The sequence below is a fragment of the Streptomyces sp. NPDC028907 genome, assembly GCF_055564995.1.
Genome location: NZ_JBVHVE010000008.1, coordinates 220,223 through 242,632 on the forward strand (window position 1 = coordinate 220,223; position 22,410 = coordinate 242,632).

At 70.8% G+C, this 22,410-nt stretch carries 23 protein-coding genes and 1 pseudogene; 15 read left to right on the plus strand and 9 right to left on the minus strand.

Translation table 11 applies throughout. From position 1 onward, the window contains the following. Positions 1-376 precede the first annotated feature (376 nt). On the plus strand, positions 377-988 hold the full coding sequence (locus ACZ4UU_RS25440) for a TetR/AcrR family transcriptional regulator (RefSeq protein WP_391418686.1): 612 nt from the start codon (positions 377-379) through the stop codon (positions 986-988). Between the two features lie 27 nt (positions 989-1,015). Here ACZ4UU_RS25440 and ACZ4UU_RS25445 read toward each other — a convergent pair whose 3' ends face one another. The 4 genes from ACZ4UU_RS25445 to ACZ4UU_RS25460 all read right to left on the minus strand — a co-directional run bounded on the left by ACZ4UU_RS25445 (position 1,016) and on the right by ACZ4UU_RS25460 (position 4,655). Continuing rightward, positions 1,016-1,339 (minus strand): DMT family transporter, encoded by a 324-nt coding sequence (locus tag ACZ4UU_RS25445; protein ID WP_471905672.1) that lies wholly within the window; start codon positions 1,337-1,339, stop codon positions 1,016-1,018. Positions 1,340-1,461: 122 nt separating this feature from the next. Continuing rightward, complete coding sequence (rsgA, locus tag ACZ4UU_RS25450) at positions 1,462-2,472, minus strand: ribosome small subunit-dependent GTPase A (RefSeq protein WP_471905673.1); 1,011 nt, start codon at positions 2,470-2,472, stop codon at positions 1,462-1,464. Positions 2,473-2,490: 18 nt separating this feature from the next. After that, a complete protein-coding gene (aroA, locus tag ACZ4UU_RS25455; RefSeq protein ID WP_471905674.1) occupies positions 2,491-3,810 on the minus strand; it encodes a 3-phosphoshikimate 1-carboxyvinyltransferase in 1,320 nt (439 codons plus the stop codon). Positions 3,811-3,932: 122 nt separating this feature from the next. Further along, a complete protein-coding gene (locus tag ACZ4UU_RS25460; RefSeq protein ID WP_471905675.1) occupies positions 3,933-4,655 on the minus strand; it encodes a M50 family metallopeptidase in 723 nt (240 codons plus the stop codon). Positions 4,656-4,942: 287 nt separating this feature from the next. Here ACZ4UU_RS25460 and ACZ4UU_RS25465 point away from each other — a divergent pair, with 287 nt between their 5' ends. From ACZ4UU_RS25465 to ACZ4UU_RS25475, 3 genes are all read left to right on the plus strand, one after another. Beyond that, positions 4,943-5,383 carry a nuclear transport factor 2 family protein gene (locus ACZ4UU_RS25465; protein WP_471905676.1) on the plus strand — a complete coding sequence of 147 codons (441 nt, stop codon included), beginning with the start codon at positions 4,943-4,945 and terminating at the stop codon, positions 5,381-5,383. Beyond that, positions 5,380-5,934: a TetR/AcrR family transcriptional regulator gene (locus ACZ4UU_RS25470; protein WP_471905677.1), complete on the plus strand. Its 555-nt coding sequence runs from the start codon at positions 5,380-5,382 to the stop codon at positions 5,932-5,934. The genes ACZ4UU_RS25465 and ACZ4UU_RS25470 overlap by 4 nt, the downstream gene beginning before the upstream one ends. 453 nt (positions 5,935-6,387) lie before the next feature. Then, entirely contained in the window at positions 6,388-7,203 is an 816-nt protein-coding gene (locus ACZ4UU_RS25475) for an SOS response-associated peptidase (RefSeq protein ID WP_471905678.1), read from the plus strand. Between the two features lie 78 nt (positions 7,204-7,281). On the opposite strand, the gene cuyB is transcribed toward ACZ4UU_RS25475, so the two are convergent. From cuyB to ACZ4UU_RS25490, 3 genes are read right to left on the minus strand one after another with little or no spacing between them, the layout of a single operon-like run. Next, positions 7,282-7,986, minus strand: a complete 705-nt coding sequence (gene cuyB, locus ACZ4UU_RS25480) for a cysteate racemase (RefSeq protein ID WP_471905679.1) — start codon at positions 7,984-7,986, stop codon at positions 7,282-7,284. A 1-nt stretch (position 7,987) separates the two neighbouring features. After that, complete coding sequence (locus ACZ4UU_RS25485) at positions 7,988-8,764, minus strand: sulfite exporter TauE/SafE family protein (RefSeq protein WP_471905680.1); 777 nt, start codon at positions 8,762-8,764, stop codon at positions 7,988-7,990. Then, a complete protein-coding gene (locus ACZ4UU_RS25490; protein WP_471905681.1) occupies positions 8,757-9,779 on the minus strand; it encodes a TauD/TfdA family dioxygenase in 1,023 nt (340 codons plus the stop codon). Before ACZ4UU_RS25490 ends, ACZ4UU_RS25485 begins: the two co-directional genes overlap by 8 nt. A gap of 63 nt (positions 9,780-9,842) precedes the next feature. On the opposite strand from ACZ4UU_RS25490, the gene ACZ4UU_RS25495 reads away from it, so the two are divergent. Both ACZ4UU_RS25495 and ACZ4UU_RS25500 read left to right on the plus strand, forming a co-directional pair. Further along, complete coding sequence (locus tag ACZ4UU_RS25495) at positions 9,843-9,989, plus strand: hypothetical protein (protein WP_159058753.1); 147 nt, start codon at positions 9,843-9,845, stop codon at positions 9,987-9,989. An 88-nt stretch (positions 9,990-10,077) separates the two neighbouring features. Continuing rightward, positions 10,078-11,112 (plus strand): annotated as a pseudogene (locus tag ACZ4UU_RS25500) (benzoate/H(+) symporter BenE family transporter); the annotation flags it as partial. 12 nt (positions 11,113-11,124) lie between these two features. On the opposite strand, the gene ACZ4UU_RS25505 reads toward ACZ4UU_RS25500, so the two are convergent. After that, the gene (locus tag ACZ4UU_RS25505; protein WP_471905682.1) at positions 11,125-12,189 is read right to left on the minus strand and encodes a helix-turn-helix transcriptional regulator; all 1,065 of its coding nucleotides are present in this window, start codon (positions 12,187-12,189) and stop codon (positions 11,125-11,127) included. Between the two features lie 129 nt (positions 12,190-12,318). On the opposite strand from ACZ4UU_RS25505, the gene ACZ4UU_RS25510 reads away from it, so the two are divergent. The 9 genes from ACZ4UU_RS25510 (at position 12,319) to ACZ4UU_RS25550 (ending at position 21,425) form a co-directional block, all read left to right on the plus strand. After that, a complete protein-coding gene (locus ACZ4UU_RS25510; protein WP_471905856.1) occupies positions 12,319-12,948 on the plus strand; it encodes an alpha/beta hydrolase family protein in 630 nt (209 codons plus the stop codon). 258 nt (positions 12,949-13,206) lie between these two features. Next, positions 13,207-13,902 carry an RNA polymerase sigma factor SigR gene (gene sigR / locus ACZ4UU_RS25515; RefSeq protein ID WP_234768037.1) on the plus strand — a complete coding sequence of 232 codons (696 nt, stop codon included), beginning with the start codon at positions 13,207-13,209 and terminating at the stop codon, positions 13,900-13,902. Next, a complete protein-coding gene (gene rsrA / locus ACZ4UU_RS25520) occupies positions 13,899-14,201 on the plus strand; it encodes a mycothiol system anti-sigma-R factor (protein ID WP_394726703.1) in 303 nt (100 codons plus the stop codon). The genes sigR and rsrA overlap by 4 nt, the downstream gene beginning before the upstream one ends. A 107-nt stretch (positions 14,202-14,308) precedes the next feature. Then, entirely contained in the window at positions 14,309-15,610 is a 1,302-nt protein-coding gene (locus ACZ4UU_RS25525; protein ID WP_471905683.1) for an HD-GYP domain-containing protein, read from the plus strand. Then, the gene (locus ACZ4UU_RS25530; protein WP_471905684.1) at positions 15,607-16,848 is read left to right on the plus strand and encodes an HD-GYP domain-containing protein; all 1,242 of its coding nucleotides are present in this window, start codon (positions 15,607-15,609) and stop codon (positions 16,846-16,848) included. Before ACZ4UU_RS25525 ends, ACZ4UU_RS25530 begins: the two co-directional genes overlap by 4 nt. A gap of 109 nt (positions 16,849-16,957) precedes the next feature. Then, a complete protein-coding gene (locus tag ACZ4UU_RS25535; RefSeq protein WP_471905685.1) occupies positions 16,958-17,938 on the plus strand; it encodes a tetratricopeptide repeat protein in 981 nt (326 codons plus the stop codon). 75 nt (positions 17,939-18,013) lie between these two features. After that, complete coding sequence (def, locus tag ACZ4UU_RS25540; RefSeq protein ID WP_370264639.1) at positions 18,014-18,664, plus strand: peptide deformylase; 651 nt, start codon at positions 18,014-18,016, stop codon at positions 18,662-18,664. Positions 18,665-18,963: 299 nt separating this feature from the next. Then, positions 18,964-20,049, plus strand: coding sequence for an epi-isozizaene synthase (gene cyc1 / locus ACZ4UU_RS25545; RefSeq protein ID WP_471905686.1), 1,086 nt, complete (start codon positions 18,964-18,966; stop codon positions 20,047-20,049). Continuing rightward, complete coding sequence (locus tag ACZ4UU_RS25550; RefSeq protein ID WP_471905687.1) at positions 20,046-21,425, plus strand: bifunctional albaflavenone monooxygenase/terpene synthase; 1,380 nt, start codon at positions 20,046-20,048, stop codon at positions 21,423-21,425. The genes cyc1 and ACZ4UU_RS25550 overlap by 4 nt, the downstream gene beginning before the upstream one ends. A 1-nt stretch (position 21,426) precedes the next feature. Here the strand turns inward: ACZ4UU_RS25550 and ACZ4UU_RS25555 are convergent, their stop codons facing one another. Beyond that, a complete protein-coding gene (locus tag ACZ4UU_RS25555; protein WP_471905688.1) occupies positions 21,427-22,392 on the minus strand; it encodes a helix-turn-helix domain-containing protein in 966 nt (321 codons plus the stop codon). Positions 22,393-22,410: the final 18 nt, after the last annotated feature.

Below are 22,410 nucleotides of genomic sequence, written 5' to 3' on the forward strand. Positions count from 1 at the left end.
CTGGGGGTCACTGGACCGGTGAAGTCCCCTGGGGGTGGGTGGGGGCTTGGGGTGGCCTTGTTCTCGGGCGGTGGGTGGGCTGGGGGTCACTGGACCGGTGAAGTCCTCTGCGGGTGGGTGGGGGCCTGGGACAGCAATGGCCCGTCCTCGAATGTCGGGCGGGCTGGGGGTGGCTGGGGTGGCGTAGCGCCTGTGGGTGGGTAGGGGTTGGTGATGCCTTGTCTTCGAATGTCGGGCGGGCTGAGGGTGCCTGGGGCCGGCGAAGCCCCTGCGGGCACGCGGGGGCCGCGCGCGCCCCCGCGTGCCTTCGCGAACCCTTGACAGTGCCCCTGTGCGCGTCAAATCTGGGCGCAGAGCCGCTCCTCCCAGGGAGGCGATGATGCCTGCAGCGCGGGAATCACTGCTGGACGCCGCTTACACGGCGCTGGCGCGTCGGCCGTGGTCCGCCGTGCGGATGGTGGACGTGGCCGCGGCGGCCGGAGTGTCCCGGCAGACGCTGTACAACGAGTTCGGGAGCAAGGAAGGGCTTGCCCGCGCGCTCGTCAGAAGGGAGGCCGACGGCTACCTCGCCGGCGTAGAGCGCGCCCTCGCCACCCACAGTGACGCCAGGGAACGTCTCACCGCCACCGCGGAGTGGACCGCCGCACTCGCCCGGGACAACGCCCTCGTCCGCGCCATGCTCACGGGCTGCTGGAGCGAGCGCCTGCCCTCACCGACGCTGTCCGCCGTACCGTCCACCTCCGCCGTACCGGCACAGCGCCGCGCCGACGGCCCGCTCCCGTCTCCGGGCGACTTCGTGGCCCTCGTCCGTGACCGGGCCGTGGTGGTCATCTCCGGGCCTGGCATCAACAAGTCCGACATCGCGGACCTCGCGCGATCATGCGAACTCGTCGTCAGGCTCGCTCTCTCCTGTGTCGCCGCCCCACCCGGCGAAGGCGGCGTCGCCGACCTCGTACGCAGCGCGCTGCACCGGCAGTTGGCGGGATGACCGAGGCCCCGGGTCGAGGCCACGAAGTCAGTGTGCCGAGCCCGACAGCTGCAGGCCGACGACGCCCACGATCACCAGGCTGATCGACACGATCTTCAGCGTCGACACGAGGTCCCCGAGGAAGATCATCCCGTAGATCGCGGTACCCGCCGCCCCGATCCCTGTCCACACCGCGTACGCCGGGCCCACGTCCAGTTTCTTCAGGGAAAGCGTCAGCAGGCCGAAACTGCCCAGGGCGAAGATGCAGAAGGCGACCGTCGGCCAGAGCCGACTGAAGCCGTGCGACAGTTTCAGGCAGACGGCGAAGCCGGTTTCGAGCAGCCCCGCCACGATGACCAGCAGCCACGCCATGTGCTGTCCTCCCGTATGCCCACGTTCTGTGACCGCTTCGCCAGGCTTGGATCAGGCTCGGTGCGATTATGCCTTTACCGGACTCGCGGGGGGACAAACAACGCGGAGGTCAGTCCCCTTCCTCAGTCGCCTTCCGTGCGCTCCCGCGTCGCCAGCAGCCGTCGCAACGAGTACAGCCGCGCGGGATCGGCGTGCCCCTCCGCCACCCATTCGTCCAGCGCGCAGTCCGGTTCGTCATGACTGCACGCACGCGGACAGCCTTCGGTTCCCGGGACCAGGTCGGGGAACGCGTGGATCACCCGGGACGGGTCGATATGAGCCAGGCCGAAAGAGCGGACGCCGGGGGTGTCGATCACCCAACCGTCCGTCACCGTCAGCGGCAGCGCCAGCGCCGACGTCGTCGTGTGCCGCCCCCGCCCCGTCACCGCGTTGACATGGCCCGTCGTACGCCTGCGTTCCTCCGGCACCAACGCGTTCACCAGCGTCGTCTTGCCCACCCCCGAGTGACCGACGAACGCCGTGACCCGACCCTCCAGATGCTCCCGCACCCGGTCCGCCGCACCCCCCACCGCCAGTTCCTCCCGACTGGTGACGACGTACGGAATGTCCAACGCCCCGTACAGTTCGAGGAGTTCGTCCGGCGAGGCGAGGTCCGACTTCGTCATCACCAGCAGCGGTTCCAGGCCGCCGTCGAACGCCGCCACCAGACAGCGGTCGATCAGCCTGGGCCGCGGCTCGGGGTCGGCGAGGGCGGTGACGATGGCGAGTTGGTCGGCGTTGGCGACGACGACCCGCTCGTAGGGATCGTCGTCGTCGGCGGTACGGCGCAGCAGCGATGTCCGCTCCTCGATCCGTACGATCCGCGCGAGTGTGTCCTTCTGGCCGGACAGGTCGCCGACCAGCGCGACCCGGTCCCCGACCACCGCCGCCTTGCGGCCGAGTTCGCGGGCCTTCATCGCCATCACGACCCGGTCCTCGACGAGACAGGTCAGGCGACCCCGGTCGACGGTGAGGACCATGCCCTCGGCGGCGTCCTCGTGCTTGGGCCGGATGTTCGTACGGGGTCGGGTGTTCCGACGGCCCGGACGGGTGCGGATGTCGTCCTCGTCGGTGTGCTTGCCGTAGCGGCGCATGGCTGTTTCTCCGCGTCCCTACGCCCCGAGCATCCCGGTCCACAGCTCGGGGAAGTCCGGCAGGGTCTTCGCCGTCGTCGCCACGTTCTCGATCCGTACGCCCTCGACCGCGAGGCCGATGATCGCCCCGGCCGTCGCCATGCGGTGGTCCTCGTAGGTGTGGAAGACGCCGCCGTGCAGCCGGCGCGGGCGGATGTGCAGTCCGTCGGCCGTCTCCGTCACGTCACCGCCGAGTTCGTTGATCTCCTTGGTGAGCGCGGCCAGCCGGTCCGTCTCGTGCAGACGCAGATGCGCGACACCGCGGAGCGTGGAGGGGGAGTCGGCCAGAGCGGCCACCGCCGCGATGCCCGGGGTGAGTTCGCCGACCTCGCCCAGGTCCACGTCGATGCCGTGGATGGCACCTGAACCGGTGAACACGAGCCCGTACTCGGTGAGTTCGCAGGAACCGCCCATCTCGGTGAAGATCTCGCGCAGCCGGTCGCCGGGCTGGGTGGTGCGGGCCGGCCAGTCCGGGATGAGGATCTTGCCGCCGGTGACCAGTGCCGCCGCCAGGAACGGCTGGGCGTTGGACAGGTCCGGCTCGATGGTCAGGTCGCGGCCGAGCAGGGCACCCGGCGTGACCCGCCAGACGTTCGGTTCGCCGCCCGACTCCGGGGTGTCGACCTGGGCGCCGACCGAGCGCAGCATGTCCACGGTCATGCGGATGTGCGGCATGGAGGGGAGGGAGGAACCGGTGTGCCGGACCTCCACGCCCTGGTTGAAGCGCGGGCCGGACAGCAGCAGCGCCGACACGAACTGGGACGACGAGGAGGCGTCGATCTCCACCGGGCCGCCGTCCAGGGCACCCCCGCCGTGGACCGTCAGCGGCAGCGCGCCCCGGCCGTCGTCGTCGATGCGGGCACCGAGGACGCGCAGGGCGTCGATCACGCCGTGCAGGGGACGCTCGTACGACCTGGGGTCGCCGTCGAACCGGATGGGCCCGTCGGCCAGCGCCGCCACCGGCGGCAGGAAGCGCATCACCGTCCCGGCGTTGCCGACATCGACCGTGGCCGGTCCGCGCAGGCCCGCGGGGAGCACCCGCCACGCCTCGCCGGTGCCCTCGGGGCCGACGCCCTCCTCGATGCCGACGCCCATCGCCCGCAGCGCGCCGGCCATCAGCAGGGTGTCGCGGGACCGGAGGGGGCGGCGCAGCCAACCCGGCTCGGAGGCGAGAGCTGCGAGGACGAGGGCGCGGTTGGTGACCGACTTGGACCCGGGCACGTGGACCGTCGCGTCGACGGCTCCGCTCGCGTGCGGGGCGGGCCAGAGGGCGGTGTGTGCGGCGGGGTTTTGGGCCATGGGTTCACTTTATAAGGAGGGGGTTGTGCAGGCCGTTCTTCGGGGGCGGCGCCGTGGGGGCTGGTCGCGCCCAGGCGGCGGAGTCGCAGATCCATACGGCCCCGCGCCCCTGAGGTCGGCTGTCATACCGCCAGTAGCCAGCGGCCCCCGCCTATCAATGAGCACAGCGACACCGCGTGGAACAGGAACAGCCACAAGCCCGCGGGCACGTGAGTCAATCGCGACAACTGGTCCGCGTCCGAGTCTCCCGCCCCTCCCCGCGACCGTTTCGCCTGCAGTTCGAAGGCCGGTCGCACCCCGCCCAGCAGCAGGAACCAGACGACCGCATACGCGAACGCCGCCTGCACCTGCGGGCCCGTCAGCCAGCTGACCAGCACGAAGGTGCCACCCGTCACGAACACCGTCAGCGCCCCGTACGCGTTGCGGATCATCACCAGCATCGCCACCAGCAGGGCCGTCGCCAGCCAGAGGAGCAGGGTGATCCGGCCGGAGGCCAGCAGGGCGGCGCCGCCCAGGCCCAGCAGCGGGGGAGCGGTGTAGCCGGCGGCCGCGGTGAGGATCATGCCGATGCCGTGCGGCTTGCCGCGGCTGACGGTGAGGCCGCTGGTGTCGGAGTGCAGGCGTATGCCGGTCAGGGTGCGGCCGGTCAGCAGGGCGACCAGGCCGTGACCGCCCTCGTGGGCGATGGTGATGGCGTTGCGCGACAGGCGCCACAGGACGTGCGGGACGACCACGACGAGCGCGGCGACCAGCGTGGCGATCACCACCCACAGATCCGGGTCGGGCTGGGTGCCGGCGACCTCGTCCCAGAGGGAGGCGAGCGAGGCGGATGCGGTGCTGTCCATGTAAGGCGATGGCTCCCTGTGGTCGGGTCAAGAGGGGCCGGCGCGTTGCGCCGTCGTTGAGGGGTGGTGGTCGGGCGACGGGTGGGCCTGGCAGTGTGGCACGCATGTGCGGACGGTATCTGAGACGCCGACTTAACAGGGACCGTTCCTGACAACAAACATGCAGGTCACAGCGTCAGAACCGCGGAGGGATCCAAGGTTCTTGCTTTACCCGTGCCGGCTGTGCGCTGACTTGGAGCCGCGAAAGGTGTTGCGGAGCACTTCTTACTTACCTGTAAGTTATGTGCATGACTGTGATCCTGGCCGAAGTGGCCGCAACCGACATCAATGCCGTTGAGGCGTTCTGCGATCGATGGGAGAGGGCCTGGAACCAGCACGACGGCGATGCCGTGGCGGCACTGTGTGCCGAAGATCTGGTGTACGACGAGCCGGCGCTGGGTGAGACGGCGTACGGCCCCGACAGCATCCGCGACTTCGTGACGCGCATGGCACGCACCTTCCCCGACTACTCGTTCACCCGCATGGGGCTGTACGGGGAGGTGACGCGGCGGGCCGTGCTGGTGGCGTGGCGCTTCTCGGGGACCCTCGCCGGCACCGGTCAGCGCGTGGAGTTCCACGGCGACGACCGTCTGGAGCTGGGCGAGGACGGGCTGATCCACGCCTACCGATGCCTGTACGACAACCACCTCGTGCTGAGCCAGCTCAGCCGCGCGGAAGCCGAGAAGTGACCGAGCCGGGCCGCTCTCGTAAGCCCGCGGCGGTGCGGCGGGCCGAGATCATGGAGGCGGCCGACGCGGAGTTCGCTCTGAAGGGGCTGTCGGGTGCGGGGATCGAGGCGATCGCCGCCCGTGTCGGGATCTCGCACCCCCGCATCGTGCAGATGTTCGGCTCGAAGCGTGATCTGTTCCTTCAGGTCGTCCATGCGGCCTACGACAGGATCGAGGCCACGTTCGAGAGCGCCGAACCGACGCTGAGCGCGCTCGGTGACGCCTACCGGCATCTCCTGCAGACCCGGCCCACCGTCGGTCCCGTCCTGTTGCAGGCTTACGCCGCGGCAGGCGATGCGGTGGTCCAGGAGTCGGTACGGCGGCGCCAGCTCGACCTCCAGCAGACGATCACCCGTCTGTCGGGTGCCGACCCGATGCAGGTGCGCTCCTTCTTGGCCACCGGTCTCGTACTGACGGTTTCCTCGGTGCTGGAACTGCCCGGGCGGCGCGCCGACCTGGAGTGGTGCGCCTGGATCATCGGCCTCACGGACACCCCCGCCGACGGGCTATGAGATCCAAGCGGCGACAGAACCGTCCCCGGGGGGGGGGGGCACCCGCAGCGCCGCCACACCGTGCGGTCGACGGGCCGTCGACCTCGGGTCGCTGCGGCCGTCGCCGCATCTCCACCCGCCGCCCCGCCCTGGCGGTCACGCGCGGCTTTCGCCGTTCGAGACCGGTTGGGGGGCTCGCCGCATCCTGCTCACGGTTCGGATGCCATCGTCCTGGCCGTCATCTACTCGTCTCGCCTCCGTAAAGCAGTGAGAACCGTGGGCCACGACCGGTCGCCTCGCAACCTGCCACACTGGTTCGCCACGGCGGCGCTCGGACAACTGTCTGCCCGGTGGTCAAGGTGATGGATGTGGCGCTGACCGGGCACCGTACTGACTTGGTGCCGGCTAAAGCGACATGACCTGGCGTTTGCACAGGTCGGAGGGTTGTTGTGATAGGCGTGGACGGGGTTTGACATGTGCGGACGGTATGCGGCCAGTCGTGGGCCCGAGGATCTCGCAGGAATCTTTGAGATCGAGAAGTGGGAGCCCGAGGAGACCCTGGAACCTGACTACAACGTGGCCCCCACCAAAGAGGTCCACGTCGTCCTCGACCGTCCTCTGAAAGACGCGCCGGACCCGCGGCCGGTTCGCCAGCTGCGCAAGTTGAAGTGGGGACTGGTGCCCAGCTGGTCCAAGACCCCCGAGACCGCCTTCAAGATGATCAACGCGCGCGCGGAGACGGTCCACGAGAAGCCGTCGTACCGGCGGGCCTTCACCTCCCGGCGGTGCGTCATCCCCGCCGACGGCTACTACGAGTGGGTCACCGGCAAGCAGGAGTTGGACCTGGAGCAGGAGGGCCGGCGCAAACGGCCGCGCAAGCAGCCGTACTTCGTGCTGCCCGCCGACGGGTCGGTCTTCGCGATGGCGGGGCTGTACGAGTTCTGGCGGGACAGGACGCTGCCCGACGAGCATCCGCAGGCCTGGTGGGTGACCTGCTCCGTCATCACGACGGAGGCGGAGACGACCCCGCTGGCGGTGACGCCGCCCGAGGGCCCGCACTCGCTGGCCGACATCCACCCCCGGATGCCGCTGATGCTGACCCCGGACCGCTGGGACGCCTGGCTCGACCCGGCCCGCACCGACCCCGAGGAGCTGCGCACGCTGCTCGACCCGCCCCCGGCCGGGCTGATGCGCGCCTACCCCGTCTCCACGTTGGTCAGCAACGTCCGCAACAACGGCCCGGAGCTGCTGAAGGAGCTGGACGGGCCCGAAGAGGGCACCCTCTTCTAGGCGCACTCCTCGGACCCGGCCCACCGCCCGGACCACGGCTCGACCCACTGCCCGGCCCACCGCCCGGACCAGCCCCGATCAGACGGCTTCGGTCGGCGTCAGGGCCTCCCGTACCGTCGCCCGGGCCAGTGCGGCCGTGGGGTCCACCACCGGGAGGCCCACGCTGTGGTCGCCGAGCAGGAGGGGCAGCTCGGTGCAGCCCGCCACCAGCAGGCCCGCCCCTCGGACCGCCAGCTCCTCGGCCGCCCGCTCGATCAGGGCGGCCGGGGCCGGGCCGAGGTCGCCCGCCTTGACCCGGCGGATGGCGCCCGTGACGGCCTCGCCCTGGGAGAGCTCGCCCGGCACCAGGACCCGCAGACCGGCCGCCTCCAGGGCTCGCTGATAGAGCCCGGCGCGGACCGTGCCGGTCGTGGCCAGAAGCCCGACCGAGGCCACGTCCGGGTGGTGGTGGCGGATCTCGGCGACCGTCTCCACGATCATGTCGAGCATCGGGACCCGCACCGTGGTCCGTACCTCGTCGAGGAAGGCGTGCGCGGTGTTGCACGGCGTGGCGATGACCCGCGCCCCCATGGCCTCGAGCCGGTGTGCGCCGCGCACGAGCCACGGCGTCGGGTCGGGGCCGTGCCCGATCAGCGCCGCCGATCGGTCCGGGACGGTGGGGTCGGCCCAGACCACGACCGGCAGATGGTCCTGGTCGACGTCGGCCGGGGTCGCGTCGATGACCTTCCGGTAGAAGTCGACCGTTGCCAGCGGCCCCATTCCGCCCAGAATTCCGATGGACATCTCACGTCCCCCATTGGTCGATTGCCAGCTTGCCGACCAGCACGGTCACGACGACGAGCAGCACCGCCCGTACGAAACCGCTGCCGCGCTTGAGTGCCATGCGGGCTCCCACCGAGGCGCCCGCGAGGTTGAACACCGCCATGAAGGGCGCGAGGGTCCACAGCACCGTCCCCTGGTACGTGAACATCGCGAGCGCGCCCAGGTTCGTCCCGACGTTGACGACCTTCGCGGTCGCCGATGCCGTGACCATGTCCATCGACAGGACCGCGACCAGGCCGATCACCAGGAACGTCCCGGTGCCGGGGCCGAGCAGGCCGTCGTAGAAGCCGATGCCCGCCCCGACCACCACGACGGCGGCCAGGACCCGCCGCCGGGTCACGACGCCGCCCGGCCGCTGCCCGAACTGCGGCTTCAGGACGACGAAGGCGGCGACCGCGAGCAACAGCACCATGATCACCGGGCGCAGGACCTCGCTGTTCACGCCGGCCGCGAAGAACGCCCCGGCCACCGCGGCCAGGGCCGCGACCGAGCCGAGCCTGGCCGCGAGCCGCACGTCGATCGCGGCCCGTCGGGCGTACGTGACGGCCGCCGCCGACGTGCCGACGACGCCGACGGCCTTGTTGGTGCCGAGGGCGTACGCCGGGGCCAGCTGCGGGAAGGCGATCAGCAGGGCGGGCACCTGGAGGAGCCCGCCGCCGCCGACCACCGCGTCCACCCAGCCCGCGAGCGCGGCGGCGACGCAGAGCAGCACCGCCGTGGTGAGGGTCAGGTCATGCACGGGCGTAGCTGTCCTTGCCGAGCACCCGGCCGCCGGCTCGGACCAGCACGTCGGCCCGCAGCTCGCCGGGGTACGGGTAGAACCGGCGCAGCCAGCGGTCGTCGCCGTCGTAGCGCGGCGTGAAGTCGCTGCGGCCGTGCACGACGATCCGGTTGTCGACGAGGAGCAGTTCGCCCCGGTCGGCGCGTACCGCGCGGTGCACGGTGTGCATGGCGCGGTTGAGGCGCTCCAGGGCCGCCTGGGCCTCGGGATCCGTGCCGAAGGTGTTGTGCATGTTGAACCGGACCCGGGTGCCGGGGGCGTCGGCCGGGCCGTCCGTGAGCACCGGGTGCGGCTCGGTCACCGGACGCTCGTCCTCGGCGAGACCCCGGGTGAAGGAGAGCGGGAAGCGGCTGCGGTAGCGGTCGGTGCGCAGCAGCTCGCGGTCGTCGGCCGTGAGCAGCGGCTCGGCCTCGCGCACCGAGGCGACCATGGTGGCCGCCCGCCGGTCGTGGTCGGGGCGCAGGCACAGCAGGCCCAGGTGCGAGGGGCGCACCGGGTGGTGGACGTTCTCGGTGTGGAAGTCGAAGAGCGTGGAGCCGGAGTTCAGAGGCTTCGCCGCGTCGGTGGGGACCGGGTACACGTCGTGCACGAGCGCCCCGGACTTCTCGTCCTCGTACCCGATCAGCCCGCCCAGCGGGTGGGCCACCAGGGCCACGAGCAGGCTGGAGGGGTGCGTCTCGCCGAGGACGTTGGAGCCGTACGTGGCCGGAGTCGGCGGGATGTCGCCGACGGGCAGTCCGCGCACCACGAGCAGACCGTGGTCCGGCGGCGTGTCACGGAAGGACTCGATTCCCTCGCGCAGCCGGGCCGGCAGCCGCTCGGCGAGCGCGGCGAACGCCTCGCTCTGCAGGGCCTGTTCCAGGGGCTCCGTCAGTCGCGCCGCGACCTGGATCAGCCCTTCAAGGCGCTTGGTGTCGGACGGGTCGAGGGTGAGCGCGGCGAGGTCCGCACGGGGTTCCGCAGTAGTCGTCATGCCGAAGATCTTTCGTCCCCAACAAGGGCTGGGAACAGGAGAGTTGACCGTCCGGAAACGTCCATGACCCGCACCGGTCACACCTCGCACCTGTCCGGTACGGGACGCGGCCTGATGCGGACGCGTCCCGGCGCGTCACCGCCGCGTGCGGTACGGCAGCATGTGGGGTGGCGCGGCCATGTCTACGGGGGAGGTGTCCGCCATGTCTGAAGTTTCCTTGTTCTCCTTCATATGGGGATGATCGGTGCGATCCATGCGGTCGGTGTCCTTGTCCGCGGTCAACGCCGGCGTGGTGGCGATGGCGGTCTCCTACGCGGGGCCGCTCGCCCTCGTCCTGGCCGCCGCCGACGCGGCCGGTCTGAGCCCGGCGCAGACCTCGTCATGGGTGTGGGCGATATCCGTCGGCGCGGGCCTGACCTGTGTGGGGCTGAGCTGGTGGAGCCGCATGCCGGTGATCACGGCGTTCTCGACGCCGGGCGCGGCCATTTTGGTCACGGCCCTCGCCCAGCACGACTACGCCGAGGCCGTCGGCGCCTTCCTCTTCGCGGGCGTCGCGGCCACGGTGCTGACCGCCACGGGGGTGTTCACCCGGGTCCTCGCCCGGATCCCGGAGGGAATCGTCTCGGCGATGCTCGCCGGGATCCTCTTCTCGTTCGGCACGGCCATCTTCACCTCGCTGCGCGCGGCCCCGTTGCTCGCGGGCGCGATGGTGATCGCCTATCTGCTCGCCAAGCGCCGGTGGCCGACCTACGCGGTGATGTGTGCGCTGGCCGCCGGGCTTGCCGCCGCCTGGGCCGGCGGCGGCCTCGGCGCCGACATCGCCGGCCCCGGCCTGGCGGTGCCGCACTTCACGGCACCGCACTTCTCGGCCGGGGCGCTCATCGGCATCGGCGTACCGCTGCTCGTGGCCACGCTCGCCGGCCAGTACGCGCCCGGAATGGCCGTGCTGCGCGCCGACGGCTACCGGCCGAACGAGCGCGTGGTGTGCGCGACCACCGGTGTCGCCTCGACGCTGCTCGCGCCCTTCGGCTCGCACGCGATCAACCCGGCGGCCATCACCGCCGCCATCTGCACCGGGCCCGAGGCGCACCGGGATCCGGCCAGGCGGTGGATCGCGGGAGTGAGCTGCGGCGTCGGCTACCTGGTCGTCGGCTGCTTCGGCTCGACGCTCGTCGCCCTGTTCACCGGGCTGCCGACGGCGCTCGTGGCGACCCTGGCCGGACTGGCGCTGCTCGGGGCGCTCTCCGGCAGCCTGGCCCGTACGGTCGCCGACGAACGCGACCGCGAGGCCTCCGTGATCACCTTCCTCGCGACCGCCTCCGGAGTGACGGTCGCCGGTATCGGCTCACCCTTCTGGGGACTGCTCGCCGGAGTCGTCGCGCACGTCCTGCTCAAGATCCGCGGGCGCGAGCCAGCCCGCACGCTCGGCGAGGACGGCGACCTGGAACCGGCTGGTGGCGCCGAGCGTCGACGTCAGGTCGTTGACCATCCGGCGGACGGTGCGGTCGGAGACACCGAGCCGCCGGGCGACCGCCTCGTCGGTCAGACCCTCCGCGAGTAGCCGCAGGACGGCCCGCTGCCGCCGGTCGGGCCGCCCCTCCGGAACCTCGGCCACGGCGGAGCGCGCCCCCGTGTCGAAGGCGGCGGCCTGCGCCCACGCGTACTCGAACTGACTGCGGAACACCTCGACCAGGTAGGGGTCGTAGACGACGACGGCCGCCTGCTGCCCGTCCGAGCCGGTGGCGGGCACGATCGCCAGATGCCGGTCGACGACGATGAGCCGGTGCGGCAGCGTCACGGCGGTACGGACCCGCCCGCCCGCCTTCTGCAACTCCCGCAGGTACGCGCCCATATGGGGCTGCGCGGCGGACGAGGCGAGATGGACCGTGCGCATCGCGACACCGCGGCGCAGCGCCCGCCGGTCGCGCGACAGCCCCTCCTCCACCATGTGCTCGGGCACCCCACGCCCCGGATGCAGTGAGACCACCTCGTCGTGGGCCTGCTGGGCCGCGTCCTCCAGCGCGGCCGCGATGTTGGTCGTGCCCTCCACGAGCTGGGCCTGGGTGCCGGACAGGCGCATGGCGTGGATGGGGTGGAAGTCGGTGAGCATCCGAACCATGGCCTCGCGGGTGCGGGTGGTCTGCTCGACGAGCTCGGCGACCCGGCGCGCGTCGGCGGCGAGCAGGTGGTCCAGCGCGGACTCGGACGACACACAGGCCCACCCGCTGGGCGTGGCGGTCGTCCGCACCAGCAGCCCCAGCCCGGACAGGACGTGGATGGCAGTCGCGTACTCCTCGCTGCTCCAGCCGAGCCGCCGGCACACGGACGGCGGCGTCCAGCCGGCGTCCTGGACGGCGATGACATAGAGACTCTGCGCAAGCTTGTGCTCCAGCGCAGTCGTCCTGGTCAATGGGTCCCCCTCGTCGACGCTGCCCCGGTCGCGAGGAAGGGCCCTCCCTCCCGCACGGGGGAGTGACGGCCTCGTCACACAGTCGGACACCCTACGTCGAAGAGGGCACACTCTTCTGTTGTGACTGATGTGACGACCGAGATCGTTGGCACTGACGCCGGAGACGCCCGCATCACCTGGCACCCGGCGCGCGAGCCCCGGCTCGTACTGGCGGTGAGCCACGGCGCCGGCGGTGGCATCGAGGCCCGGGACCTGCGTGCGCTCGCCGAGGTCCTGCCGGCCCATGGGGTGACCGTCGCCCGCGTCGAGCAGCCCTGGCGCGTGGCCGGCAAGAAGGTGGCGCCCGCGCCGAAGACCCTCGACGCCGGCTGGCGGGGCCTGTGGCCCGCGCTGACCGCGCCCGGACTCCCGGTGATCTCCGGTGGCCGCAGCGCCGTCGCCCGCGTCGCCTGCCGTACGGCCGTCGAACTCGGGGCACACGCCGTCCTCGCCCTCGGCTTCCCGCTCCACCCGCCGGGCAGGCCCGACAGGTCCCGCGCCGACGAACTGCTCGGCGCCGGGGTCCCGACGCTCGTCGTACAGGGCGGGAACGATCCGTTCGGGAAACCGGAGGAGTTCCCGGACGGGGACTTCGAGATGGTCGAGGTGCCGTACGGCGATCACGGGTTTGCCGTGCCCAAGCGGGCGCCCCTCGACCAGGACGAGGCAGTGGCGATCGTCACGGACGCGGTCGTGCAGTGGGTCGGGTCACTCGGGTAAAGACTCGGGAATGTCCAAGGCCGGGCCTCTGTTGTGGCGGACAGCGGGTGCTGAAGCACCAGCGCAGACGTCGTAGGAGAGGAAGTCCGCCGCATGGGTTCGACCTACTGCCCGAGCCGCAGCAGCCGCGCCGACCTGGACTGGACGGTGCTGCACGCGGCCAAGACCGCTCCTATTCGAGGGGCGGCAGGTACGGCAGGTCGTCTATCCTCCGATTCAGGTGGGACCGGATTCGGCCCTGCCCGCAATCTTGAGGAGGTGGGTCCGGTTCCCGGTACCGACGCAGGGACCGACAACGGCCAGGCGGAGCAGCCCGAGGGCCAGGGCATGAGCGTGGACACGTCCGCGGAGACGACCGCCGAGCGCAGCGCGCGCTTCGAGCGGGACGCGCTCGAATTCCTCGACCAGATGTACTCGGCCGCCCTGCGCATGACGCGCAACCCGGCCGACGCCGAGGACCTGGTGCAGGAGACGTACGCCAAGGCGTACGCGTCCTTCCACCAGTTCCGTGAGGGCACCAACCTGAAGGCGTGGCTGTACCGGATCCTCACCAACACGTTCATCAACTCGTACCGCAAGAAGCAGCGTGAACCCCAGCGCTCCGCGGCCGAGGAGATCGAGGACTGGCAGCTCGCGCGTGCCGAGTCGCACATGTCGACGGGCCTGCGCTCCGCCGAGTCGCAGGCGCTCGACCACCTGCCCGACTCGGACGTGAAGGAAGCGCTTCAGGCGATCCCCGAGGAATTCCGTATCGCCGTGTACCTCGCCGACGTCGAGGGCTTTGCGTACAAGGAGATCGCGGACATCATGGGGACACCCATCGGTACGGTGATGTCCCGGCTGCACCGGGGCCGCCGTCAACTGCGCGGCATGCTCGAGGACTACGCCCGTGAGCGCGGGCTGGTCCCGGCCGGCGCCGGAGAGTCGAACGAAGCGAAAGGCTCGGGCTCATGAGCTGCGGAGAGCCGCACGAGACGGACTGCAGTGAGGTACTCGATCATCTCTACGAGTTCCTCGACAGTGAGATGCCGGACGTCGATCGCGACAAGTTCAAGCAGCACTTTCGCGAGTGCTCGCCGTGCCTGGAGAAGTACGGGCTCGAAGAGGCCGTGAAGAAGCTCGTCAAGCGCTGCTGCGGACATGACGACGTGCCGACGGACCTGCGCGCCAAGGTCATGGGGCGGATCGACCTGATCCGCTCGGGCCAGGCCGTGCCCGAGCACGACGTGACGGCGACGCCGCAGGAGTCCTGAACGCAAGGCCGTCACTCGAACGTGCTAATCCCGCTGTCCTGGACTGCGGACCTCCCCCACCCGCCCTAGGGTCCCGTGCTTGAAGCGCGTTGCCGGGGAGGGGCGTTATGGAAGCGGCAACCAGGGCGACACCCGTACGGGTCCGTGGCTACGTCGTCTGTGTCACCCTCGGCGCCCTGTTCTGTCTCCACACGCTGCCGTCGACGCACACTCCCTGGTGGGCGCCGGCCCTGCTCGCCGCGCTGTATGCCGGGGGCGCGTGGCTGTCCGGCTCGTTCTATCCCGTGCTCCTCGCCGGCGCTTTCCTGCTGCCTCCGTCCGCCGCCGCGCTGGTGGCGGTGCCGGGGGCACTGATCGCCCCGGTCGCCGGCCGGCCGTACCTGCTGCGACGGGTGTGGCGGGCGGCGCAGCTCGTGATCGCGGTGTGGGTGGCCGCCCGAGTGCACTGGGCGCTCGGCGAGCACGACGCCGTACAGGCGTCCGACTTCCCGTACGCGCTCGCCCCCGCCGGGGCCGCGGTGCTGTCGTTCTGCCTGGTGCTGACGGCGCTCGACGGCGGGATCCTGGCCCTCGCCGACCGTGTGCCCGCACGGCGTGCCTGGCGGGGGCTGTTCCTGCGCTCGCTGGCGCCGATCGCCGTGCACGGTCTTGCCGGGCTGATGATGGCCGTGCTGTGGCGCAGTCCCTACGGCCCGGTCGCCGCGCTGCTCGTGCTGCTGCCGATGTGCGTGTCGTGGTGGGTGTTCGCCCAGTACCACCGGGAACGCGCGGCGCATCAGGCGACCATCCGCGCGCTGGTCCAGGCCGTCGACATCAAGGACGGCTACACCCGCGGCCACAGCGAGCGGGTCGGACAGGCCACGATGATGATCGCGCGGGAGCTGGGCATGGCCGACGAGCGCGTCGAGGTGCTCCGCTTCGCCGGGATCCTGCACGACGTCGGGAAGCTCGGGGTGCCGACGCGACTGCTGCGCAAGGACGGGCCGCTCACACCCGAGGAACGGCGCGTCATCGAGCTGCACCCCGAGTACGGGCACGAGATGGTCCGGGGGATCTCCTTTCTCGGCGAGGCCCGGGCCGCCGTACTGCACCACCATGAGCGGCTGGACGGGAGCGGGTACCCCTACGGGCTGGCGGGCGGTCAGATCCCGGAGTCGGCACGGGTGGTGGCGGTCGCCGACGCGTTCGACGCGATGACGTCGAACCGGTCGTACTCAAGGGCCCGACCCGTGCCCGTCGCCCTGCGGGAGCTGGAGAAGTGCGCGGGCTCGCACTTCGACCCCCGGATGGTCACGGCCCTCGTCCGAGCCGTGGACCAGCAGGGATGGCATCCCGCCGTGACCGCCGACGAGGCGTCCGTGCCGCCGCCCCGCCCACCCGTCGCCAGCGCCCCGGGCGCGCACCGATGAGCGCCCCGAGGCCGCGCCTCCTGCTCGGTCTCGTGCACGCGGGCGCCGCTCTCCTCGTCGCCGTCTGCCTGGTCGACACCCTGGGCAGCGGTCTCGTCGAACGTGGCACGGCGCTGGCCTTCGGAGTCCTCGTCGCCCTCGGCGAGCTCGCCCGCTGGACGGGAGCGGCGAGCAGGGAGGCCGCACCACTCGGCGCCGCCGCGGCGCTGTCGTACGCCCTGGTGGGGGAGAACGGCGGACAGTCCACCCAGCACGGCGTCGCCCAGGTGATCGGAGTCGTCCTCGCCGCCTCGCTGCTCGGCAGCGTGCCGCACATCGCGCGCGGCCGCCCCGTCATCGACCATCTCGCCCGGCGCGTCCTCACCGTCGGCTTCGCGGCCGTCTGCTTCCAACCGCTGTACAACCAGGGCACGTTCCACGGCTGGGGCACCGCATACGCCCTGCTGCTGCTCGCGATCCTCACGCTCACCGCCCTGTGCGACGCCCTGCTCGCCGCCGCACTCGCGCACGCCCGCACCCGGTGGCCGTTCGGGCCGCTGCTGCGGGACGAGCTGCGGGCGACGCTCGGGATCGGTTCGGCCGTCTGCGCGACGGGCGCGGTGACGGCGCTCGCCGTCGCCGTGGCCGGGCTGTGGGCGCTGCCCGTCTTCTCGCTCCCCCTTCTGCTCACCCAGATGTCCCTGCGTCGGTACGCCGCCGTCCGGGCCACCTACCGGCAGACCATCGCCTCCCTCGCCCGGGCCACCGAGATCGCCGGGTACACCCCGGCCGGACACGCCCGGCGGGTGGCCGCGCTCAGCCGGGAGGTGGGGCGTGACCTGGGACTGTCCGAGGCCGAGCTCACCGTGCTGGAGTACGCGGCCCTGATGCACGACATCGGGCAGCTCAGCCTGGTCGACCCGGTGCCGGCCGGGGCGACCGCCGTACTGCCCGTCGAGGAGCAGCGGCGGATCGCGCTGCTGGGCGGGGCCGTCGTACGGCAGACCGGGGTGAACCCGCAGGTGGCGATGGTCGTGGAGCGGCTCGCCGACCCGTGCCCGGAGCAGCCGGTCGCGGCGCGGATCGTGCGGGCGGTCAACGCCTACGAGGAGAAGATCCGCGATGCCGGGCCAGGAGGGCCGCTGAAGGCGCTGGAGGAACTGCGGCTGGGCAGCGCCGGGGACTATGCGCCGGAGGTGGTCAGATCGCTCGCACGGGTGCTGTCCAGAGACTGTCTGACACCCCCTGTGGTTGGGTAACCCATGGGTAATGAGCGCCCTTCCAGCCGTACGTGGTTGGATGCGAATGAGAGTGTGTCCGGGGGCGAGCACTAGCCAGCCCACTCCACGGAACTGGCAGGCGGGAATCGTGAGGATCTTCGGCAAGGGACGGCACCGGCCCTCCGCCTCCTGGCGGCAGGCCACCGACCGTGCGTTCACGCTCATCGGCGACGGCCGGTACGAGGACGCGGGCGCGCTGCTGACGCGGGCCGCCGATCTGGAGCCCTGGCTTTCGGAGTCCTGGTTCAACCTCGCCCTGCTGCACAAGTTCCGGCACGACTGGGAGCAGGCCCGCGCGGCCGGGCTGCGGGCGGTGGCGCTGCTTGACCGGGAGACCGGGGCGCCCGACTGGTGGAACGTCGGAATCGCGGCCACCGCCCTGCAGGACTGGCCGCTGGCCCGGCGGGCCTGGCAGGCGTACGGGCTGCGGGTGCCGGGTGCCGCGACCGACTCCGGTGAGCCGGTCGGGATGGACCTGGGCAGCGCGGCCGTACGGCTGTCCCCGGAGGGGGAGGCCGAGGTCGTGTGGGGGCGGCGGCTGGACCCGGCCCGGATCGAGGTGCTGTCCATCCCGCTGCCGTCCTCCGGGCGGCGCTGGGGCGAGGTCGTACTGCACGACGGCGTGCCGCACGGGGAGCGGACCACGTCGGCGGGGCACGCCTACCCTGTCTTCGACGAGATCGAGCTGTGGGCGCCGTCGCCGGTGCCGACGTGGGTGGTGCTGCTGGAGGCCGCCACGGAGGCCGACCGGGATGCGCTGGAGCAGCTTGCCGCCGACGCGGGGTTTGCCGCCGAGGACTGGTCTTCCTCGGTGCGGTTGCTGTGCCGGATGTGCTCCGAGTCGCGTATGCCGTCGGACGAGGGGGACGGGGAGCATCTGGATCCGCACGATCACAGTGAGCCGGGGCATCCTGGGCCGCTGGGGCATCGGACGGACGGGCAGCTTTGGGTGCCGGAGCGGGAGTGCGGGGTGGCGGCACCGGCCGCGCTGGTTCGGGGGTTGCTGGACGGGTGGGTCGCGGACAGCCCCGATTCCCGGGACTGGCGGGATCTCGAAGAGGTCTGCTGAGGATTCGCCGTACCCTGTATCAGCATCACACCCCCCTTTGGTTCATTTGGTTGTGCAGGAAGGCATACGTCGGTCATGGCCCAGCAGGACACCGAGCAGCAGCACGCGGGCGTGCTCCCCGTGGACGACGAGGGGTTCGTCGTCGACACCGAGGACACGGAGGAGCGCGAGAACGCCTGGCGTGAGCGCGGCACCTCGCGGCCGATCACCGTCGTCGGGAACCCGGTGCTGCACAAGGAGTGCAAGGACGTCACCGAGTTCGGCGCGGAGCTGGATCAGCTGGTGGCGGACATGTTCGCCTCGCAGCGCACCGCCGAGGGCGTCGGTCTCGCAGCCAACCAGATCGGCGTCGATCTGAAGGTCTTCGTCTACGACTGCATGGACGACGAGGGCAGGCGGCACGTCGGTGTCGTGTGCAACCCGAAGCTCGTCGAGCTGCCCGCCGACCGGCGCCGGCTGGACGACAGCAACGAGGGCTGCCTGTCCGTGCCGACCGCGTACGCGCCGCTCGCCCGGCCGGACTACGCCGAGGTCACCGGGCAGGACGAGAAGGGCAACCCGATCAAGGTGCGCGGCACCGGGTACTTCGCTCGGTGTTTGCAGCACGAGACCGACCACCTGTACGGCTACCTCTACATCGACCGTCTCTCCAAGCGGGAGCGCAAGGACGCGCTGCGGCAGATGGCCGAGAACGAGCCCCGCTACCCCGTGGTCGCGAACGACTGAGGCCTCCTCCGAGACCCCACAAGTCACTTACGCACGGCGCCTGTTCAGGTACACCCTCCTGACCAGGCGCCGTTCGCATGTCCGGCACGTGTTCGATCCCATACAGGCAGGTACTGATCCAAATCCAGTCATAAAATGGGAGACTCACGGCATCCAGGGGTAGTGAAAGAAGCAAATCCGTTCCCAGAACGGTCGGTTATGGTGCTGAATGGAAGCGCGGGGATACGCGACGGCGCACGCCCGGTACAGCGGGAGGGGTGTGCGCGGCTGTATGAATGGCGGCTGAGAGGAGTTTGTTCGTGCATGCTTTCTCAGACAGCACCACAGCGACATCGACGGCGGTCCCGGTTCCACCGTCGCTCTCTCTCCCGGTGATCGAAGCAGCGTTTCCCAGGCAACTCCATCCGTATTGGCCGCGGCTCCAGGAGAAGACCCGCGCCTGGCTGCTGGAGAAGCGGCTGATGCCGGCCGACAAGGTCGCGGAATATGCCGACGGTCTTTGCTATACCGACCTCATGGCCGGGTACTACATGGGCGCCCCGGACAATGTCCTGCAGGCGATCGCGGACTTCAGCGCCTGGTTCTTCGTGTGGGACGACCGCCATGACCGCGACATCGTCCACCACCGCCCGGCCGCCTGGCGGCGGCTCAGGTTCCGGTTGCACGCGGCGCTGGACGCACCCGAGGACCATCTGCACCACAAGGACCCGCTGGTCGCGGGGTTCGCGGACAGTGCGGGGCGGCTGTACGCGTTTCTGCCCGGCACCTGGAACGCACGGTTCGCCCGGCATTTCCATCTTGTGATAGAGGCGTACGACCAGGAATTTCGCAACCGCGTCGAGGGGAGGATTCCGACGGTCGAGGAATATCTCGAACTGCGTCGGCTCACCTTCGCGCACTCGATATGGACAGATCTGCTGGAGCCGAGCGCCGGAACGGAACTGCCGGACTCCGTGAGAAAGCATCCGGCTTTTCGGCGGGCGGCATTGCTGAGCCAGGATTTCGCCGCCTGGTACAACGATCTCTGCTCCTTTCCGAAGGAAATAGCGGGTGCGGAGGTCCATAACCTCGGAATCAGTCTGATCACGCACAAAGGGCTGACCCTCGAAGAGACGGTGACGGAAGTCAGGCGTCGGGTCGAGGACTGCATAGCCGATTTCCTCGCGGCCGAGTGCGAGGTCCTGGAATTCGCCGACTCCCTCGCCGACGGCACGCAGCGGGGAACCGAACTCCGCGCCGCCGTACGTGCCTGCGTCGCCAATATGCGCAACTGGTTCAGCTCGGTCTACTGGTTCCACCACGAGTCCGGTCGCTACCGCGTCGACAGCTGGGACGACCGGTCCACGCCCCCGTACGTCACCAACGAAGCGGCAGGTGAGCTATGACCGTCGAGTCCGTCCGCCCCGAGGCCGGCCCGCCCGCGACCCCGGAACTGCGTGAACCGCCCCTCGCCGGCGGGGGCGTTCCGCTTCTCGGCCACGGCTGGAAGCTGGTCCGGGATCCGCTGGCCTTCATGGCGACCCTGCGCGACCACGGCGACGTCGTACGGATCGGGCTCGGGCCGAAGACGGTGTACGCCGTCACCACGCCCGAGCTCACCGGCGCGCTGGCGCTGAGCCCCGACTTCGAGATCGCCGGGCCGCTGTGGGAGTCCCTGGAAGCCCTGCTCGGCAAGGAGGGTGTGGCCACCGCCAACGGCCCCCGGCACCGTCGGCAGCGGCGCACCATCCAGCCCGCCTTCCGCCTCGACGCGATCCCCGGGTACGGGCCGATCATGGCGGAGGAGGCACGGGCGCTGACCGAGCGCTGGCGGCCCGGCGAGACCGTCGACTGCACCGCCGAGTCGTTCCGGATCGCCGTACGGATCGTCGCCCGTTGTCTGCTGCGCGGCGCCTACATGGACGAGCGGGCCGACCGGCTGTGCGCCGCACTCGACGTCCTCTTCTGCGGGATGTACCGGCGGATGGTGATCCCGCTCGGGCCGCTGTACCGCCTGCCTCTGCCCGCCAACCGCCGGTTCAACGGTGCCCTGGCCGATTTTCATCTCCTGGTCGACGAGGTCGTCGCCGAACGCCGGGCATCCGGTCAAAAGCCGGACGATTTGCTGACGGCATTGCTTGAGGCGAAGGACGAGAATGGCGACCCCATCGGGGAGCAGGAGATCCATGACCAGGTCGTCGCGATATTCACCGCGGGCGCCGAAACCGTGGCCTCCACGATCTTGTGGCTGCTCCATGTGCTCGCGGAACATCCGGAACACGCGGACAGGATCTGCGCGGAGGTCGAATCCGTCACCGGCGGCCGGCCCGTGGCATTCGAGGACGTCCGCGGGCTGCGGCACACCAACAATGTCATCGTGGAGGCGATGCGTTTACGTCCGGCGATCTGGATTCTGACGCGACGGGCGGTGACCGATACGTCACTGGGTGGCTATCGCATTCCAGCCGGGGCCGACATCGTATACAGCCCCTACGCCGTCCAGCGCGATCCGCGGTCGTACGTCCGCAACCTCGACTTCGACCCCGATCGCTGGCTTCCGGAACGCGTCAAGGAGGTACCGAAATACGCCATGAGCCCGTTCGGCGTCGGCAACCGCAAGTGCCCGAGCGACCACTTCTCCATGGCGATGCTGACGCTGATCACGGCGGCTCTGGCCGGCAGGTACCGCTTCGAGCAGGTGCCCGGCTCGAACGACGCGACTCGGGTGGGGATCACGCTGCATCCGCACACGCTGCTGCTGACGCCGGTGGCGCGGGAGTAGCTCAGGCGGCTTCGGGGCCCCGGAACGTCCGTCGGTAGGCGTTCGGGGTCGTGCCCAGGGCCCGGACGAACTGATGGCGCAGCGCGGCCGCGGTGCCGAACCCGGTCCGGCCGGCGATCGTGTCCACCGTCTCGTCCGTCGCCTCCAGCAACTCCTGGGCCAGCAGCACACGTTGGCGCAGGATCCAGCGGTAGGGGGTCGTGCCGGTCTCCTGCTGGAAGCGGCGGGCGAAGGTGCGCGGCGACATCAGCGCGCGCTCGGCGAGCTGCTCGACGGTGACCTCCTCGTCGAGGTGCCGCTCCATCCACGCCAGCACCTCGCCGACCGTGTCGCACTGGGAGCGGGGCAGGGGGCGCGCGATGTACTGGGCCTGTCCGCCGTCCCGGTGCGGCGGGACCACCATGCGCCGGGCGATCTTGTTGGCGACCTCGGGCCCCTGCTCCTGCCGCACGATGTGCAGACACGCGTCGATGCCGGCGGCGGTGCCGGCGCTGGTGATCACCGGCCCTTCGTCGACGTACAGCACATCGGGCTCGACGACCGCCCGCGGATGCCGCGAGGCCAGCTCCTCGGCGTGCCGCCAGTGCACACTGCACCGCCGCCCGTCGAGCAGCCCCGCCGCGCCCAGCACGAAGGCGCCGGAGCAGACGCTGAGCACCCGCGCGCCCCGCTCCACCGCCCTGACCAGGGCGTCCAGCAGCTCGGGCGGATAGGTGCGGGTCACGTACTCGCTGCCGGCCGGTACGGCGATCAGGTCGGCCTCGTCCAGCCGCTCCAGGCCGTACGGCGTCGAGACGGTGAGCCCGCCGACATGCGTGCCGAGCGTCGGCCCCTCGGCGGAGACGACCGCGAAGTCGTAGGTGGGCAGCCCCTCGTCGCTGCGATCGATGCCGAACACCTCGCAGACGACGCCCATTTCAAAGAGATGTACGCCGTCGAGGAGGACGGCGGCGACGTTCTTCAGCATGCTGCCAGTGTGCCTCGA

Excerpts from the sequence above, each read along its gene's own strand:
- ACZ4UU_RS25440 (WP_391418686.1), top strand. The coding sequence starts at position 377 with ATGATGCCTGCAGCGCGGGAATCACTGCTGGACGCCGCTTACACGGCG.
- ACZ4UU_RS25445 (WP_471905672.1), bottom strand. The coding sequence starts at position 1,339 with ATGGCGTGGCTGCTGGTCATCGTGGCGGGGCTGCTCGAAACCGGCTTC.
- rsgA (WP_471905673.1), bottom strand. The coding sequence starts at position 2,472 with ATGCGCCGCTACGGCAAGCACACCGACGAGGACGACATCCGCACCCGT.
- aroA (WP_471905674.1), bottom strand. The coding sequence starts at position 3,810 with ATGGCCCAAAACCCCGCCGCACACACCGCCCTCTGGCCCGCCCCGCAC.
- ACZ4UU_RS25460 (WP_471905675.1), bottom strand. The coding sequence starts at position 4,655 with ATGGACAGCACCGCATCCGCCTCGCTCGCCTCCCTCTGGGACGAGGTC.
- ACZ4UU_RS25465 (WP_471905676.1), top strand. The coding sequence starts at position 4,943 with ATGACTGTGATCCTGGCCGAAGTGGCCGCAACCGACATCAATGCCGTT.
- ACZ4UU_RS25475 (WP_471905678.1), top strand. The coding sequence starts at position 6,388 with ATGTGCGGACGGTATGCGGCCAGTCGTGGGCCCGAGGATCTCGCAGGA.
- cuyB (WP_471905679.1), bottom strand. The coding sequence starts at position 7,986 with ATGTCCATCGGAATTCTGGGCGGAATGGGGCCGCTGGCAACGGTCGAC.
- ACZ4UU_RS25490 (WP_471905681.1), bottom strand. The coding sequence starts at position 9,779 with ATGACGACTACTGCGGAACCCCGTGCGGACCTCGCCGCGCTCACCCTC.
- ACZ4UU_RS25495 (WP_159058753.1), top strand. The coding sequence starts at position 9,843 with ATGACCCGCACCGGTCACACCTCGCACCTGTCCGGTACGGGACGCGGC.
- rsrA (WP_394726703.1), top strand. The coding sequence starts at position 13,899 with ATGAGCTGCGGAGAGCCGCACGAGACGGACTGCAGTGAGGTACTCGAT.
- ACZ4UU_RS25525 (WP_471905683.1), top strand. The coding sequence starts at position 14,309 with ATGGAAGCGGCAACCAGGGCGACACCCGTACGGGTCCGTGGCTACGTC.
- ACZ4UU_RS25530 (WP_471905684.1), top strand. The coding sequence starts at position 15,607 with ATGAGCGCCCCGAGGCCGCGCCTCCTGCTCGGTCTCGTGCACGCGGGC.
- def (WP_370264639.1), top strand. The coding sequence starts at position 18,014 with ATGGCCCAGCAGGACACCGAGCAGCAGCACGCGGGCGTGCTCCCCGTG.
- ACZ4UU_RS25550 (WP_471905687.1), top strand. The coding sequence starts at position 20,046 with ATGACCGTCGAGTCCGTCCGCCCCGAGGCCGGCCCGCCCGCGACCCCG.
- ACZ4UU_RS25555 (WP_471905688.1), bottom strand. The coding sequence starts at position 22,392 with ATGCTGAAGAACGTCGCCGCCGTCCTCCTCGACGGCGTACATCTCTTT.